The organism is Micromonospora sp. WMMD735 (assembly GCF_049178995.1).
Taxonomy (GTDB): domain Bacteria; phylum Actinomycetota; class Actinomycetes; order Mycobacteriales; family Micromonosporaceae; genus Micromonospora; species Micromonospora wenchangensis.
Genome location: NZ_JBMHMJ010000002.1, coordinates 491,222 through 506,602, shown reverse-complemented (window position 1 = coordinate 506,602; position 15,381 = coordinate 491,222). Strand labels below are relative to the sequence as shown.

The 15,381-nt window shown below is 70.7% G+C and carries 12 protein-coding genes; 4 read left to right on the top strand and 8 right to left on the bottom strand.

Annotated features, from left to right (window positions below; all coding sequences use genetic code 11):
* Nucleotides 1-8: 8 nt before the first annotated feature.
* Together ACN268_RS02235 and ACN268_RS02230 are read right to left on the bottom strand one after the other, a co-directional pair.
* Complete coding sequence (locus ACN268_RS02235; protein WP_421481470.1) at nucleotides 9-1,856, bottom strand: ABC transporter permease subunit; 1,848 nt, start codon at nucleotides 1,854-1,856, stop codon at nucleotides 9-11.
* Nucleotides 1,857-2,005: 149 nt separating this feature from the next.
* A complete protein-coding gene (locus ACN268_RS02230; protein ID WP_421481469.1) occupies nucleotides 2,006-3,442 on the bottom strand; it encodes an extracellular solute-binding protein in 1,437 nt (478 codons plus the stop codon).
* A 793-nt stretch (nucleotides 3,443-4,235) separates the two neighbouring features.
* Between ACN268_RS02230 and ACN268_RS02225 the strand changes: the two genes are divergently transcribed.
* Nucleotides 4,236-5,828 (top strand): cellulase family glycosylhydrolase, encoded by a 1,593-nt coding sequence (locus ACN268_RS02225; RefSeq protein ID WP_421481468.1) that lies wholly within the window; start codon nucleotides 4,236-4,238, stop codon nucleotides 5,826-5,828.
* 28 nt (nucleotides 5,829-5,856) lie between these two features.
* Here ACN268_RS02225 and ACN268_RS02220 read toward each other — a convergent pair whose 3' ends face one another.
* A complete protein-coding gene (locus ACN268_RS02220; RefSeq protein WP_421481467.1) occupies nucleotides 5,857-6,450 on the bottom strand; it encodes an AAA family ATPase in 594 nt (197 codons plus the stop codon).
* Nucleotides 6,438-7,031, bottom strand: a complete 594-nt coding sequence (locus tag ACN268_RS02215; protein WP_421481466.1) for a hypothetical protein — start codon at nucleotides 7,029-7,031, stop codon at nucleotides 6,438-6,440. The genes ACN268_RS02220 and ACN268_RS02215 overlap by 13 nt, the downstream gene beginning before the upstream one ends.
* A 399-nt stretch (nucleotides 7,032-7,430) precedes the next feature.
* On the opposite strand from ACN268_RS02215, the gene ACN268_RS02210 reads away from it, so the two are divergent.
* Nucleotides 7,431-9,785, top strand: coding sequence for an AbfB domain-containing protein (locus ACN268_RS02210; RefSeq protein ID WP_421481465.1), 2,355 nt, complete (start codon nucleotides 7,431-7,433; stop codon nucleotides 9,783-9,785).
* A gap of 42 nt (nucleotides 9,786-9,827) precedes the next feature.
* Here ACN268_RS02210 and ACN268_RS02205 read toward each other — a convergent pair whose 3' ends face one another.
* The 4 genes from ACN268_RS02205 to ACN268_RS02190 all read right to left on the bottom strand — a co-directional run bounded on the left by ACN268_RS02205 (nucleotide 9,828) and on the right by ACN268_RS02190 (nucleotide 13,517).
* Nucleotides 9,828-11,039, bottom strand: a complete 1,212-nt coding sequence (locus ACN268_RS02205) for a chitosanase (protein WP_421481464.1) — start codon at nucleotides 11,037-11,039, stop codon at nucleotides 9,828-9,830.
* Between the two features lie 234 nt (nucleotides 11,040-11,273).
* A complete protein-coding gene (locus ACN268_RS02200) occupies nucleotides 11,274-12,095 on the bottom strand; it encodes an alpha/beta fold hydrolase (RefSeq protein WP_421481463.1) in 822 nt (273 codons plus the stop codon).
* A 19-nt stretch (nucleotides 12,096-12,114) separates the two neighbouring features.
* The gene (locus ACN268_RS02195) at nucleotides 12,115-12,684 is read right to left on the bottom strand and encodes a DJ-1/PfpI family protein (RefSeq protein WP_421481462.1); all 570 of its coding nucleotides are present in this window, start codon (nucleotides 12,682-12,684) and stop codon (nucleotides 12,115-12,117) included.
* Between the two features lie 89 nt (nucleotides 12,685-12,773).
* Nucleotides 12,774-13,517, bottom strand: a complete 744-nt coding sequence (locus ACN268_RS02190) for a GntR family transcriptional regulator (protein WP_421481461.1) — start codon at nucleotides 13,515-13,517, stop codon at nucleotides 12,774-12,776.
* A 170-nt stretch (nucleotides 13,518-13,687) separates the two neighbouring features.
* On the opposite strand from ACN268_RS02190, the gene ACN268_RS02185 reads away from it, so the two are divergent.
* Both ACN268_RS02185 and ACN268_RS02180 read left to right on the top strand, forming a co-directional pair.
* Complete coding sequence (locus tag ACN268_RS02185; RefSeq protein ID WP_204926720.1) at nucleotides 13,688-13,855, top strand: hypothetical protein; 168 nt, start codon at nucleotides 13,688-13,690, stop codon at nucleotides 13,853-13,855.
* A 77-nt stretch (nucleotides 13,856-13,932) separates the two neighbouring features.
* On the top strand, nucleotides 13,933-15,366 hold the full coding sequence (locus ACN268_RS02180; RefSeq protein ID WP_421481460.1) for an extracellular solute-binding protein: 1,434 nt from the start codon (nucleotides 13,933-13,935) through the stop codon (nucleotides 15,364-15,366).
* The last annotated feature ends 15 nt before the right edge of the window (nucleotides 15,367-15,381 follow it).

The window sequence follows — 15,381 nt, the reverse complement described above, 5'->3', positions numbered from 1 at the left end:
GGTGGCGGTCAGCCCTTGACCGCTCCGGCGGTGAGCCCCTCGGTGAGGAACCGCTGCCCGAAGGCGTACATGATCACCACGGGGATGCTGACCAGCAGTGACGCGGCGGCGAGTTGTCCCTGCGGTACGACGTCTCCGGTGATCATCGACTGCATGCCCACGGGGAGGGTCTTGTACTCGTCCTTGGTGATGAACACGAAGGCGAAGAGGAACTCGTTCCAGGCGTTGGTCAGGGTGAACAGGGCGACCGCCAGCAGTCCCGGCTTGGCCAGGGGCAGCACCACCCGGCCGAACGCCTGCAGCCGGGTGCAGCCGTCGACCAGCGCGGCCTCCTCCAACTCGATGGGGATCGACGCGAAGTATCCCGCCAGCAGCCAGGTGGCGAACGGCAGCGTGAAGGTCGGGTACGTCACGACCAGCGACCACAACGAGTCGGTGAGCCGGACCCCGATGAGCAGTTGGTACAGCGGGATGAACAGCAGCGCGCCGGGCATCACGTAGGTGACCAGGACCGTGACGGTGAAGCCCTGTGCACCGCGGAACCGCAGCCGGGCCAGCGCGTAGCCGGCCAGCGCGGCGCAGACCAGCGCCACCACGGTGGACGCCGTGGACACCAGCACCGTGTTGAGGTACCAGCGGCCGAACGGTTTGGTGGTGAACAGGTCGGTGAACTGTTGCAGCGTCCACGGTGTCGGCCACAGGTCGCGCTCGTGCAGGACGATCTGGCCGTCGGACTTGAAGGCCGTGACGACGATCCAGTACAGCGGGGCCAGGACGAAGACGAGCAGCGCGGCCAGGGCGACGCCGGAGGCCAGGCCCGACACCAGGGCGGACGTCCTGCGCCGTCCCCACGACTGCAACGCCGACAGGACCCGGCCGACCGCCGCCGCGACCAGCAGGATCACCCCGAGGACCAGCGCCGCCTTCCAGAGGATCTGCGGTGACGCCCAGGCCAGCGCGCCGGTGACCAGCACGGCGGCGGCCCACGGCAGGGCCCGGCGCACCGGCCCGGCGGGTCGGGTCGGCGCGGTGTCGGCGTCCCGCCGCAGCAGCCGGACCAGCACGTACACCAGCACGCCGATGACCGGCAGCATGACGAGCGTGACCGCCGCTCCCGCGCCGTACTGGAGTTGGAGGATCGCCTTGGAGTACGCGACCAGCACGTACGGTGCGGTCGCGTCGCCGGGGCCGCCCTGGGTCAGCAACCAGATGAGGTCGAAGTTGTTGAACGTCCAGATCGACGACAGGGTGACCGTGACGGTGATGACGTGGCGCAGTCCGGGCAGCGTCACGTGGACGAACCGCCGCCACGCCGACGCCCCGTCGACGGTCGCCGCCTCGTACAGGTCGGTGGGGATGGCCTTCAGCCCGGCGAGGAAGGCGACGGTGAAGAACGGCACCCCCTTCCACACGTTGACCATGATCACCGACGGCATGGCCAGGGACGCCTCGGACAGCCAGCCCGCCGGCCAACTGTCGACCAGGTGCGCGTCGACCAGCAGCGGCCCGATCCCCGACTCGGTGAGCAGCAGGTTGACGCTGCCGAAGATCGGGTCGAGCAGCGAGCGCCAACTGAACGCGGTGACGACCGTCGGCACCACCCACGGCAGCAGGAGCAGGCCGGCCAGCACCGCCCGTCCCCGGCGTCGGTGGTGCAGCAGCAGGGCCGCGGACAGGCCCAGCACCGCCTTGAACACCTCGGCGTACGCGGTGAAGACGAACGAGTTCACCACGCCGGTGTGGAACTGCTCGTCGTCGGTCAGGGCGAGGTAGTTGGCCAGACCGACGAACACGCTGTGCTGGCCGTGCCGCTCGGTGGTGCTGGTGACGACCGCCCAGCCGATCGGGACGAGCACGAGGGCGCCGACGAGCACGGCCGTGGGGGCCAGGAACAGGGCTGCCAGCCGCCAGTCGCGTCCCAGCCGTCGTCGGGTCGCGGGACGCGCGCCGGGCCTCGACCGTGGGGATCCTCCTGACGCCGGGGCCGGCGCCGGGCGGACCGACGTCACTGCGGCAGACCCTGCTGGGTGAAGATCTGCACCATCTTGGCGTGGGCGGCCTGCACGGCCCGCGCGGGCGACGTGCCCTGGATGACCTGCTGCATCATGTCGGTCAGCACGTAGGCGCCGACGGCGGCCTGCTGCCCGGCGCTGGCCTTCTGCGGGAAGTCCAGGCCGTTCTTCGTCGACAGCGGCAGTTTCTGTTGGGTGATCCTGCGCATGATGGGGAACGCCGGGTCGCCGCTGGTGAAGAACGAGTCGGCGTCCCAGACCCGGTCCCAGGCCGGCAGGGCCAGCCCCGGAGCCTCCTTGGCCACGCCGACGAGGGCGGGCGCGCTGACCAGGTACTGCGTCAGGAGCTTGGCGAGTTCGGCGTTCTTGGCGCCCTTGAAGATGACGAAGCACTGGGACTGGCCCAGCAGCAGGGAGGTGTCGGTGGCCGGGCCGGTGCAGTCGGGGAAGACGTGGGTGCGTTCGTAGACCGGGTTCTTCTTGGTCTTGGAGTCCGCGTAGACGCTGAACTGGTTGCGGGTGTAGCCGAGGATGCCGGCGAGCCAGTTCTCGTTGTTGCTGGAATCGGTCCAGGCCGCGACCCCCGGCGGCAGCATCGGCTTGTACGTCGGATTGGTGTAGATGTCGCCGAGGAAGGTCACCGCCTGGACTGTCTCGGGAGAGTCGAAGGTGACCTTCCGGCCGTCGTTGGAGGCGATCGCCCCGCCGTAGGAATTGATCAGGGCCTCGATCATGCCGTTGGCGTCACCGGACCGGTTCACGGTCATGCCCCAGCCGAACCGCCGTTTGCCGGGGTCGGAGATCGCCAGGCAGAGGTCCCGCAGCTCCTCCCAGGTGTAGCTGTCCTTGGGGGTGATGCCCTTGTCCTGCATCCAGTCCTTGCGCAGGAACGACCCGATCCCGATGAAGTGGTACGGGATGGCGAACCACCTGCCGTCGAAGACGCAGAAGTTCTTGGATTCGGCGGTGGGTTCGCCGTACTTCGCCGTCAACGCCTGGACGACGTCCGTCACGTCCTCCAGGTCGCCGAGCGCCTGGAACTGGGCGACGAACCGCGAGTCGGTCATGAACGCGAGGTCACGCGCGACGCCGCCCTTGACCTCGGCATCGATCTTGGCGACGACGTCGCCGGCGTCGGCCTGGACCAGGCTGTTTCCGATCTTCGTGCCGGTGGTGTCGGCGAACTTCCTGATCGAGCTGTCGAGGGCCGCGTTCGCCGCCTCCGAGTACAGCTTCTGCGACAGCATCCCCATCGAGGAGCCCTTCAACGCCGCCGCGGCGTCGATGAGTTCCTGCGGGACCTCGGCCTGCACCCTGGGCGTCGACGGTCCACTTCCTCCGCAGGCGGCGAGGCCGGCCGCGCCGAGCAGCCCCACCCCCATTCCCAGGAAGCCGCGCCGGGTCCGTAACGAGCAGTCCTCCGTGGACATCTGTCTCCTCCGTTCCGCCTCACCGCAACTCACCGAAGGTCGGGAAGGGTTACCCTCCCTTGTAGACGTCGGTACCGTTCGCCATCGAGGACGATCATTCGTCCTGGTGCAATGACCGCAGCCTGCTTCCGGCGCGTGGTCATCGGGGTCCGCCCCGCCGACGGCGGGGCCTCCCCGGCCTGTCCGAGATGCCCGCGCCCCGAGCGGCGGGATGTCGATCAGGGCGGCGCTGCGCTCACTCTACACATTTCGGAAAGTCGCGACCAGACCTTCCTTCCCACCGGAAGATACTTTCAACAATTCACTATGATCAATAGCGTTAACGGGGACCCCCGACGGCGGGCACCCACCCCCGACGCCACCCTGCCGGCCGGGGCCGGCGGGGCCACGCCCGACGCGAGCGCCCCTGCGGCACGGTGGGCCACCCGCACGACGGGCACCGGTCGCGGTCGGGCCGTGCGACGTCGACGCGACCACCGCCCGCCGCCCCGACGGCACGCGGCGCACGCGCCCGGCGCGCACGGAACCGGCGCCTCCACGGTCCACGCCACCGCTTCGGCCAGCCAGGTCGGCGTGGCGCGACACGGGTGGCCGCCCCACCCGGCCACCCGGCAGCCCGACGCCAGCCGGCCGCAGCGACCCGCACCCGCCCGCGACAGCACTCCCGTTGCCGATCGATGCACGTGCATCTATTCTTTGGCGGCCCATCGATTGCCGGAACAGGCAGTCGAAATACTGTCGAAACGCTTCGACAACCATCGCACGATGGTTGACCCGAAGACGGGAGATGCTGATGAAATCCACACTGAGGAGGGTTCAGTTCGCCGTACTTTCCGGCGTACTGGCGCTGGCCGGATCGACGGCCGTGATGACGAGTTCCGCGTCGGCCGACAGCATGACCCAAGTGAACGCCACCCAACTCGTCGCCAACATGGGGGCGGGCTGGAACCTGGGTAACGCCCTGGAGGCCAACGCCAACGGAATCCCCAGCGAGACGGCCTGGGGCAACCCGGTCGTCACGCAGGCGTTCATCGACCGGGTGCGGGCGGCGGGGTTCAAGACGATCCGCATTCCGGTCTCCTATCTGGGAAACATCGGGGCCGCCCCGAACTACACGATCAGTTCCGCCTGGCTGAACCGCATCCAGGAAATCGTCGACTACGCCTATGGCCGCGGCCTGTACGTGCTGATCAACATACACGGCGACGGCTACAAGACCATCAACGGTTCGTGGCTGATCTGCGACTCGTCCAACCAGACGACGATCAGAGACAAGTACCAGAAAGTCTGGCAGCAGATAGCGACCAGGTTCCAGAGTTACGGCGAACGCCTCGTCCTCGAATCAATGAACGAGGAGTTCGACGGGCAGTACGGCAATCCCACCCAGCCGTGCTACTCCAACATCAACGCCTACAACCAGATCTTCGTGGACACGGTCCGGCGGACCGGCGGAAACAACGCCTCGCGCTGGCTGCTCATCCCCGGCTGGAACACCAACATCGACTACACCGTCGGCAACTACGGCTTCGTGCTGCCGACCGACCAGTACCGCTCGTCGTCCGTGCCGGCCAACGAGCAGCGACTCATGATCTCCGTGCACTACTACGACCCCTGGGACTTCGCCGGTGAGGAGAACGGCACCATCACCCAGTGGGGGCCGGCCGCCACCAACCCGGCACGCAAGTCCACCTGGGGACAGCAGGACTTCATGGACGGGCAACTGAAGAAGGTGCGGGACACCTTCGTCGCGCGTGGATACCCCGTGTTCGTCGGTGAGTACGGCTCGGTCGACAAGACCTCGGCCGACTCGACGAACAACCGGTACCGGGCGGACTACGCGCGCACCCTGGTCGCCACCGCCAGGAAGTACGGCGCGGCCACCGCCTACTGGGACAACGGCTACAACGGCGCGTACGGGTTCGGGCTGTTCAACCGCAGCAGCGGCGCGGTCACCCAGCAGGGCATCATCGACGCCATCATGAGCGCCGTCGGCGGCACCACCCCGACCACGCCGCCGACCACCACTCCCCCGACCACCACGCCGCCGCCGACCACCGCCCCGCCGACGACCCCGCCGCCGGGCGGGCGCTCCTGCTCGGCGACGTACACGGTCACCGGCCAGTGGCAGGGCGGCTTCCAGGCCGAGGTGCGGGTCACCGCCGGCGGCTCCGCGATCAGCGGCTGGACGGTGACCTGGACGTTCGGCAACGGGCAGCAGGTGTCGCAGGCGTGGAGCGCGACGCTGACCACCAGCGGCGCGACGGTGACCGCCCGCAACGTCAGCTACAACGGCGCGCTCGCGGCCGGCGGCAGCACGACCTTCGGTTTCCTGGGCTCGTCGGGCGGCACCAACGCCGTACCGGCGGTCTCCTGCGCGGCGAACTGAACCGGCGGTGACCGACGCGGGCCGGGGGTCACGGACCCCCGGCCCGCGCGGATCCCGGCCGGCCGGAGCCGGGCCGGCCCAGCGCACCCATCAGCAGGTCGTAGGTGGCCTGCACCGCCCCCGCCGCGCTCGGCACCAGCACCGCCCCGGGGTATAGGCGGACCACCCGCATCAGGTCGTCGTACATGGTGCCGAGCACGGCCGATCCGCCGGCGCGCGCGATGAACTGACGGTGGTGGTGGACCCACTCGTCGTCGGAGTCACGGGCGCGACGGTGGAACCGCTCGATCGCGGTCTCCCGCTCGTTGACCAGGACGACCTCGTGGAAATCCGCCCCCTGCCCGCGCGCGAGCGCCGCGAGACCGTCGATCTCGTCGACCGTCGCGAGATACTGCGGCAGGACGACGTCACCTCCGCCGGCCAACCGGACCGTCACCATCGCCCGCCCCAGGGACCACACGACGGGCCAGGTGTCGAACTCCTCGTCGCGCCATCCGCCGACGAGACGGTGCAGCGCGTCGACGTCGAGATTCAGGGTGCCGGGGTGGCGGTCGGCGTAGCGCGCCGAGAGGGTGGACTTCCCGATGCCCGGCGGGCCGTTCAGATGGATCAGTCGCGCCACCGCGCACCCTCGGTGTGGCGGTCACCCGCGCCGTCCAGGCCGTCGACCAGCAGTTCCGCCTCGTCCGGCGACATGGTCATGGTGGCGCCGAGCAGCTCGACGGCCTGCTCACGCTGGCCGGCTTCCACGAGCGCCGCGATCCGGAGCCAGGCGAACGCGTCAGCCATCGCGTCGCTGTCACCTCCGGCCGTCGACGGCCACCGGGCCGGCGGGGCGGTCGGGTCCTGGACCGGCCGGGCCGCCGACGCACCACCCGGGGTTTCCGCGCCGGGTGACGTGGCGTCCGCAGCGGGCGTGCCGGCGACCGGCGGGTCGACAGGGCCGGGGGCGCGGTCAGTGCCGGTGGCTTCGTGACTGCGGGCGGCGGCGATCCGGGTGGCCGCGTCCCACGCTCGGGTGTCCGCGTCGGGGAACGCGGCGGCGGCGACCCGCGCCTCCAGCTCGCGGACCTGGGTGCCCGGCAGGTCCCGGCGGTCACCACGACGGCGCAGGACCACCGTGATCACCGCGATGAGCGAGACCGCGACGACGAGGCCCACCGCCAGTGCCAGCAGGCTCGCGTCGGTGCCGCCCGGGCTCACCGGGTCGGCCGGCCCCGGCCGGGCCGGTGCCGGCCGGCGACGGCGCGGAGCGGTACCAGGGCCAGGCAGGATGCGGTCGGGACCCGGCAAGTGGCGACCGGCGACACCGTCGCCGTGCTCGTCGCGGTCCCCCACCCCATGCCCGGCATCGTACCGGCGGGAGGGTCGCCCGCCGGGCTGCGCCCGGTCCGTATGCGGTCCCTTTGTCCCCCAGGGTCCGATACCGTGGGGCGGCCAGCAGGCACCTCATGACGACCGCCACCGATCGCCCCGGAGATCCCCCGACGTCCGCGCCCGACCGGTCGGGCCGGATGTGACCTGACCGGTCGCCCCACACCCCCACTGCCAGCCGCCCACGGCGCAGCCCGGCCCCGGCGGCCCGTCCGATGGAGACACGGCATGACACGTCCCGATCCCGTCCGCCTCGCCGCACCCCTCCTGCTCGTCCTCACCCTGGTCGCCGGACTGCTCACCGCGCCGGCCGGCCCGGCGCACGCCGCACCGGCCAAGAACCCGCCGCTGACCACCCCCTGGACCGCCCAGGCGCTCGACGGCACGCCCCTGCCGGAGTACCCGCGACCCCAGATGACCCGGCCGGACTGGCTCACCCTCAACGGCGAGTGGCAGTTGCGCCAGTCCGCCACCGACGACGCCCCGGCGTTCGGCACCGACCTGCCCGAGCGGATCAACGTGCCGTTCCCGGTGGAGAGCGCCCTGTCCGGGATACAGCGCGCCGCCGGCGACACCCGCAACTACCTGTTCTACCGCCGGACGGTGACGGTGCCCGGGAGCTGGAACGGACGCCGGGTGCTGCTGCACTTCGGCGCCGTCGACTGGCAGACCACCGTCTGGGTCAACGGCGTGGCGGTCGGTGGGCACACCGGCGGCTACGACGCCTTCAGCTTCGACGTCACCGCCCAGTTGCGGGGCGGCGCGAACGAGATCGTGGTGAAGGTGTGGGACCCGACGGACAGCCGGCAGAACGGCAGCCTGCCGCCGATCGGCAAGCAGACCAAGCAGCCCGGCGGGATCTTCTACACCCCCAGCTCGGGCATCTGGCAGACGGTGTGGCTGGAACCGGTGCCGACCGCCTCGATCAGCAGGGCCGACCTCTCGCCGCGCCTGGCCGACAACACCCTGCGCGTCCGGGTTCTCACCCGGGGCGACGTCAGCGGGCACAGCGTCCTGGCCGAAGCGCTCGACGGCACCACCGTGGTCGGCTCCGCCACCGGCGGTTTCACCGAGTTCACGGTGCCCGTGCCGAACGCCCGCCGCTGGTCGCCCGACAGCCCGTTCCTCTACCAGCTGCGTATCACCCTGCGTAATGCAGCGGGCGTCCAGGTGGACCGCACCACCCACTACTTCGGCATGCGGGAGATCAGCACCGGCGTCGTCAACGGCGTCCTGCGGCCCAGGCTCAACGGCCAGTTCGTCTTCCAGGCCGGCACGCTCGACCAGGGGTTCTGGCCGGACGGGCTCTACACCGCGCCCACCGACGCCGCGCTCGCGTTCGACCTGCAGAAGCACAAGGACCTGGGCTTCAACATGGTGCGCAAGCACATCAAGGTCGAACCGCAGCGCTGGTTCTACCACGCCGACCGGCTCGGGCTGCTGGTGTGGCAGGACGTCCCGTCGCTGACCGCGCAGGACGTCGACGCCACCGACGCGCAGCAGGCGCAGCTCGAAGCCGAGGCCCGCGAGATCGTCGACGAGCACCGCAGCTCGCCGGCCGTCGTCACCTGGACCGTCTACAACGAGGGGTGGGGGGAACGGGCGCTGGCCGACACCCGCCGGGTCGCCCAGGCCGTCAAGGCCCAGGACCCGACCCGGCTGGTCAACGCGCACAGCGGCCACAACTGCTGCCAGTCGTCGGGCGACCCCGGCGTCGGCGACATCGACGACTGGCACGTCTACCTGGGACCGGACTCGCCGGTGCCGTCGAGCAGCCGGATCGCCGTGCTCGGCGAGTTCGGTGGCCTCGGCCTGCACGCGCCCGGGCACGAATGGAGCCCGAACGGCAGCTTCTTCGCCTACGAGTGGCAACCGAACTCCACCGCGCTGACCGACCGCTACGTCGGCCTCGTGCAGGGCACCCAGAACCTCATGCTCGGCAAGGGGCTGAGCGCCTCGGTCTACACCGAGATCACCGACCAGGAGGGCGAGCTGAACGGGTTCCTCACCTACGACCGGCAGGTGGTCAAGCTGGACCAGGCCCGGGTGCGGGCCGCCAACCTGGCCCTGATCGCCGCGTCGCGGTCCGTCGGCAGCTCGGCGCCGGTGGCGTTGCCGCTGAACACCCGCCGGTCGTTGCAGGTGACGACTCCCGGGTACACCGACCGGTTCCTGCGGCACCGGGACGGCCTCGCCTACACCGAGGTGGTGAACGCGGACAGCTCGGCGCTGCTCAGGAACGACGCGACGTACACGGTCCGGGCCGGGCTGGCCGATCCGGCGTGCTACTCGTTCGAGTCGGTCAACTTCCCCGGGCAGTTCCTGCGCCACCAGGAGTCGCGGGTACGCAACTCCCCGAACGACGGTTCGGCGCTGCTCAGGAACGACGCCACCTGGTGTGCCCGGGTCGGGGTGAGCGGGAGCGGGGTGTCGTTGGAGTCGTACAACTTCCGTGGCAGGTACCTGCGGCACTACGCCTCGCAGGTGTGGCTGAGCAACGGCACGGGCGGCGAGGCGTGGAACTCACCCGTCCTGTGGGCCGCGGACAGCACCTGGAACGTCACGACCCCCTGGGCGCCCTGAGCGGGGCCGCCGGGGCAGCGTGGCTGCCCCGGCGGTGGGGGGTCAGCCGATGCGGAACTGGTCGCCGTAGACGGCGAACACCAGTGGCGTGTTCAGGTCGAAGTTGCCGTTGTCGAGGAACACCCGCTGGGCGGTGTCGACCCGGGAGGTGTCCGAGTGGGCCTCCTCCTTCTTCATCTCGACGACCCGCTCGTCGAGGAACGCGCTGAGCCAGGTCCGCTCGTTGCCACCCTGCGCCGGGGGCTTCGCCCGGAGCAGGGCGCGGCTGCGGATCTGGCGCATGCCCTCGTACCCGTGCATGACCGCCGCGTCGTAGTAGGCGAACTGGCCGAGTGCCCGGACCCCGTCGTTCTTCCCGTCCCGCACCGACGGGGTGAAGTAGACCCGGTCCCGCTCGGACTCCTGCGCGGCCCGGAACACCTGGTCGTTGGCGGCGGTGCGCCAGTCGCGGGGATAGTTGGGGTCGAGGCCGGCGTGCGAGGCGGTGCCGTTGACGGCGCGCAGCGCGGGCAGGTATCCGGCCAGCACGTTGCCGGGCTTGGTGTTCGTGTACGCCTGGACCAGTTCGAGCATGTCGCCGGTGCCGGAGCAGAAACCGATGATGCCGGCGGTGTAGCCCCGGCCGTCGCCGATGTCCTCGATGTAGGAGAACTGGGCGCGCCAGTCGAGCGAGGAGTTCTCGGCCGCCGAGACGAGTTGCATGGCGACGTCCTTCTTCGCCGGGTCGTCGAGGTGGGTGCCGGTCGGGGCGGTGGCGGTCGGGGTGGGGGTGCCGCCGCCGGGCAGGGTCCACTGCTGGTTGGTGGTGCCGCCGCAGGTCCAGATCTGCAGTCGGGCGCCGTTGGCGGTGCTCCGGTCGGTCACGTCGAGGCACTTGCCCGAGGCGGGGTTGACCAGGGCGCCACCGCTTGCGGTGGTCCACTTCTGGGCGCCGGTGCCGTTGCAGTCGTACAGCTGGATCTTGGCGCCGTTGGTGGTCGACGCGGCGGTCACGTCGAGGCACTTGCCGAGCGCGCGGATCGAGTTGTCGCTGTTGCCCACCGTCCAGGTCTGGGCGGCGGTGCCGTTGCAGTCGTAGAGCTGCACGGCGGTGCCGTTGGCCGGGTTGGCGCCGGCCACGTCGACGCACTTGCCGGCCAAACCGGTGATCGGGCCGGCGGTGGCGGCGCTGGCCGACGGCAGGCCGTAACCGACCGCCGCGATGCCGGCCAGCAGGGTGCCCACGGCGTAGGCGACTGTTCTTCTGCGCACCATGGCGTTCCTCGGGGACGGGGCGGCGGACCGCCGGCCGGTCGGTGCCCGGACGCGACGTGCGCCCGGGCGGGCACCGCAGCAATCAGTAAGGTCTATTTACTGATAGCAGTACGTCGATCAACTGTCAATCGCGCACCCGGCGATCATGGCAGGTCAGGGCGGAGCCGGGTGCACCGGCCGCGCCGTAACCGGGTACGGCGCGGCCGCGATGCCGGCCGGGCCGGGCCCCCATGGTCATGCCCAATGCTCCGGGCGCAGGAATCCCGCCAGCAGGTGCCGGAACTCGCGCGGATGTTCGATCGCCGGCACGTGCCCGCACCTGCCGAACACGTGCAGCCGGACGTCGGCCAGGTGCTCGAGCAGCGGCCGGGTCGCCGGGTCGAGCGGGGTCACCCGGTCGTCGGCGCCGTGCACCAGCAGCACGGGCGCGCGGATCGCGGCCAGCGTCCGCTCCGGGAGGGTCAGGTCGTCGACCCATCGTCGCCGGGGCGGCGGGAACAACGACGCGTACGCGGCGGCCCCGGCCAGCATCGCGTCCGCGCGGGCGGCGACCGCCGCATCGGTCACCAGCGCCTGGTCGAGAAGGAGCCGGCTCAGCATGTCCCGGGCCCCGGTCGGGCCGGCGGGGGCGGCCCAGAGCGCGTCGAGGTCGGCCGACAGCGGCGCCCCCGGGGCACCCATCGTCGAGACCGCCACCACCCGGGTGACCCGGCCGGGGTGCTCGGCCGCCAGGGCCAGCGCCACGGCCCCGCCCATGGAGTGGCCCACCACGGCGTAGTCCCCGACGCCGAGCGCGTCCATCAGGCGCGCCGCCTGCCGGGTCCACAGGCGCAGGCCACCCCGGGAGCCCACCGGGACGGGGGTACGACCGAACCCCGCGTGGTCGGGGGCCAGCACGCGCCAGGACGGGCCCAGCGCCTGCGCCGTCGCCGCCCAGGCTCCGGACCCGGTGGTGCCGGGTCCGGAGCCGTGCAGCATCAGCACCGCCGGCCCGGTGCCGCTGTCGAGTACGTGGACGGGAGAACCGTCGACGGTGACCGTCCGCGTGGTCGTCATCGGCACGGGCCGGGCGCGCTCAGGCCGAAGGGGCGTCGACGGACTTCGCGAAGAGTTCCATCATGGCCCGGCCGAACTGCGGCATGTCGGGCCAGCCCCGGCAGGAGACGAGGTTGCCGTCGACGACGTCGGGCGCGTCGATGACCGTCGCGCCGGCGTTCTCCATGTCGCCGGTGATGGGCGGGAAACACGCCGTCTTGCGGCCCTTGAGCAGGCCGTAGACCGCCGGGACCTGCGCACCGTGGCAGACCAGGGCGACGGGGAGGTTACGCGCGAAGAAGTGCTCGGTGATGCGCCTGACGTCGGCGTCGACCCGGATCCACTCGGGGGCGCGCCCGCCGGGAATGATCAGGGCGTCGTAGCGTTCGACGTCGACCTCGGCCCAGGGCACGTCGACCGGCAGCTTGCGGCCGTTCTTCTCCACGTAGGCGTCGGAGTTCGGGTCGAACTCGTGGATGACCAGTTGCACGTCACGTCGCGTGCGGGACGCGACGTCGACCTCCCAGCCGCCCTCCTGGACGCGGTAGTAGGGGTACATCGTGTCGAGTTCCTCGGCGGCGTCGCCGGTCAGGAGCAGCGCTCGGGGCATCTGCTTCTCCTCGCAATGGTGGTGGCGGTGAGGTGGACGCGATCCAATCCGATCCGATTGAGCTAGCATTCCTTCGCCCCGCCCGCCCGTCAAGACCGCACGGTCAACGCGTGGCCGTCCCTGATCTCGTCGAACAGCCGACGGAAGCGCTCGCCGGAGCGCAGGATGTGCCGGCGCATCGCGTAGGCGGCGGCGTCGGGGTCCCGCGCGGCGATCGCGGCCACCACGTCCTCGTGCTCGGCCATCGCCAGGTGGGTGACCTGGGCGTCGTGGTGCAGCCGGAACAGGTGCACGTGGCTGTGCAGGCGGGCGAGCGCCTCCCGGATGACCTGGTTCTCCGCGCTGTGGGCGACCAGGTCGTGGAAGGCGGCGTCGCGCAGCCCGAAGGTGCCGTAGGCGGTGGGCCCGACACCCCCCTCCAGCTCCGCCATCTCCTCCAGCATCCGGCGCAGGCCGGCCACCTGCTCCAGGGAGGCGCGTTCGGCCGACCTGCGCGCCGCCGCCGGTTCCAGGAGCAGGCGGACCTCCAGCATGTCCTCGAACCGCTGGCGGGTGATCTGGGGTGGGATGCGGTACCCGGCGTGGGGCACCCGGACGACCAGACCCTCGGCCTCCATCCGGTTGAGCGCGTCCCGGATCGGCGTCTGGGAGACCCCCAGCTCGCGCGCCAGCACGTCGATCGTGACCCGGGAGCCGGGCTCGATCCGTAGCGACATCAGCTGTCCGAGCAGCGTGTCGTACACCTCGTCGGCGAGCCGGCCGCGCGACCGCGCGGGTGACGTCGCACCCGGCGCGGCCGTGCGGCCCCGCGCGCTGATCGCTTCGTCGTCCATCGTGACGTGAGGTCCTTTCGTGCACCTTCGGGAACCTGTTGACATCAGTTACGACGCTGCGACATGCTGACGCCCCCCACCCGATCGTATAGGAAACGTGACGGGCGACCGTCATTCTGCACCGTCGCCGTAACGCCTGCCATCGCTCCACTCGATCAACCGGAGCTCCCATGAGCATGCTCGACGTCCCGCCCGGCCCAACACCGGGTCACCGCCGGGTCGGCGTGCCCGCCGACGGCACGACGACGAACCGGCACGACGACGAACCGGCAGGTCGCGGCGCGTCGGTGACACCGGTCCACGGGGCGGCCCCCGCGCCGGCCCGGCACCACGCCTGAAACAACCAAGCACCTGCTCGGCGAGGCACATAGCGAGGCTCTAGAAGTCCCCACCACCCCAGAAAGCAGGTACCACCATGCGGCACCCGGAGCGAATCGGTCGAACATCGGTCTCCCGGCGGAAGGTACGGCTGGCGGCGGCCGCCATGCTGCTGGTCGCCACGACCCTGGCGGCGTGCGGCGACGGCGGGGACGACGGCACGAAGGCCGGCGCCCCGAAGGCGCCGGCGACGGTCCCCGAACTCACCAAGGACCCGCTCAACCTCAGCTTCATCTGGTTCGAGTGGCCCCCGGCCAAGGCGCTGGAGGACTTCGCGAACGCGGAGTACAAGAAGGAACGGCCGAACGTGACCATCAAGGTCAACACCGTGCCGAACGCGAACTGGCACGACGCGATGTTCACCCAGTTCGCCGCGCGCAAGACCGACTTCGACATCGCGATCCTGGACTCGCAGCACATCGGCGAGGCCGTGACCAACGGCAACATCCTCGACCTGACCGACTTCGTCAAGAAGAACATCGAGGTCGACGCCTACAACCCGTACCTGCTGGCGGCGTACGGCCAGTTCCCGCAGGCCGAGACCGGCAAGCGCGACGAGAACGCCAGCCTGTACGGGCTGCCGCTGCTCGGCGACACCTGGACGATGATCTACCGCAAGGACCTGATCGGCGACAAGCCCCCACAGACCTGGGACGAGATGATCTCGGTCGCCGCGAAGTGCCAGGCGGACAACCCCGGCGTCAGCGGGCTCGCCTTCCACCAGGCCAACGGCTCCGACGCGGCGGCCGTCACCTACAACACGGTCAACGGCATCTACGGCGGCAACCTCTGGGACGCCAAGAGCCGCAAGATCGACGGCGTCCTCAACGACACCGCGGGTCACGAGGCGATGGACGTCCTGGTCAACAAGATGAAGCCGCTGACCGCCAAGGGCTCCGGCAACTGGTTCATCGACGAGGTGAACGCCGCGGTCGCCCAGGGCAAGGCGTGTATCGCGTTCAACTGGATCGCCGCGAGCGGCGGCCTGCTCGACCCGAAGCAGTCCACGCTCGGCACCACCCGGGAGCAGATCCTCGGCAAGCTGGGGTTCGCCACCCTGCCGACCCAGAAGACGAACCTGGTCCCGCTCGGCGGGATGGGGATGCACGTGTCGGCCTACTCCCCGTCGGCGCAGCAGGCCGAGGCGCTGAACTTCATGCGGTGGTTCGAGCAGGCCGACGTGCAGAAGAAGTGGGCCGCGGCCGGTGGCGTGCCGTCGCGTACCGACGCCCTGCAGTCGCCCGAGTTCCTCAACGCCGGACCGTTCAACCAGGTGTACGCCGACTCGGTGCCCCGGATGCGGGACATGTGGAACGTGCCCGAGTACGCACGGCTCGTCGACATCGAGAACACGAACGTCAACGCGGCGCTCAACGGCGCGAAGAGCCCGAAGGCCGCGCTCGACGACATCGCCCGGGAGCAGCAGGGCGTACTCGACTCCAGCAACCGCAAGGGCGGCGGCGGGCTGTGAAAGATCCCGTCCCGC

Coding starts and splice junctions, on each gene's coding strand:
- ACN268_RS02210 (WP_421481465.1), top strand. CDS start 7,431: ATGACACGTCCCGATCCCGTCCGCCTCGCCGCACCCCTCCTGCTCGTC.
- ACN268_RS02205 (WP_421481464.1), bottom strand. CDS start 11,039: ATGGTGCGCAGAAGAACAGTCGCCTACGCCGTGGGCACCCTGCTGGCC.
- ACN268_RS02225 (WP_421481468.1), top strand. CDS start 4,236: ATGAAATCCACACTGAGGAGGGTTCAGTTCGCCGTACTTTCCGGCGTA.
- ACN268_RS02195 (WP_421481462.1), bottom strand. CDS start 12,684: ATGCCCCGAGCGCTGCTCCTGACCGGCGACGCCGCCGAGGAACTCGAC.
- ACN268_RS02185 (WP_204926720.1), top strand. CDS start 13,688: ATGAGCATGCTCGACGTCCCGCCCGGCCCAACACCGGGTCACCGCCGG.
- ACN268_RS02190 (WP_421481461.1), bottom strand. CDS start 13,517: ATGGACGACGAAGCGATCAGCGCGCGGGGCCGCACGGCCGCGCCGGGT.
- ACN268_RS02200 (WP_421481463.1), bottom strand. CDS start 12,095: ATGACGACCACGCGGACGGTCACCGTCGACGGTTCTCCCGTCCACGTA.
- ACN268_RS02180 (WP_421481460.1), top strand. CDS start 13,933: ATGCGGCACCCGGAGCGAATCGGTCGAACATCGGTCTCCCGGCGGAAG.
- ACN268_RS02230 (WP_421481469.1), bottom strand. CDS start 3,442: ATGTCCACGGAGGACTGCTCGTTACGGACCCGGCGCGGCTTCCTGGGA.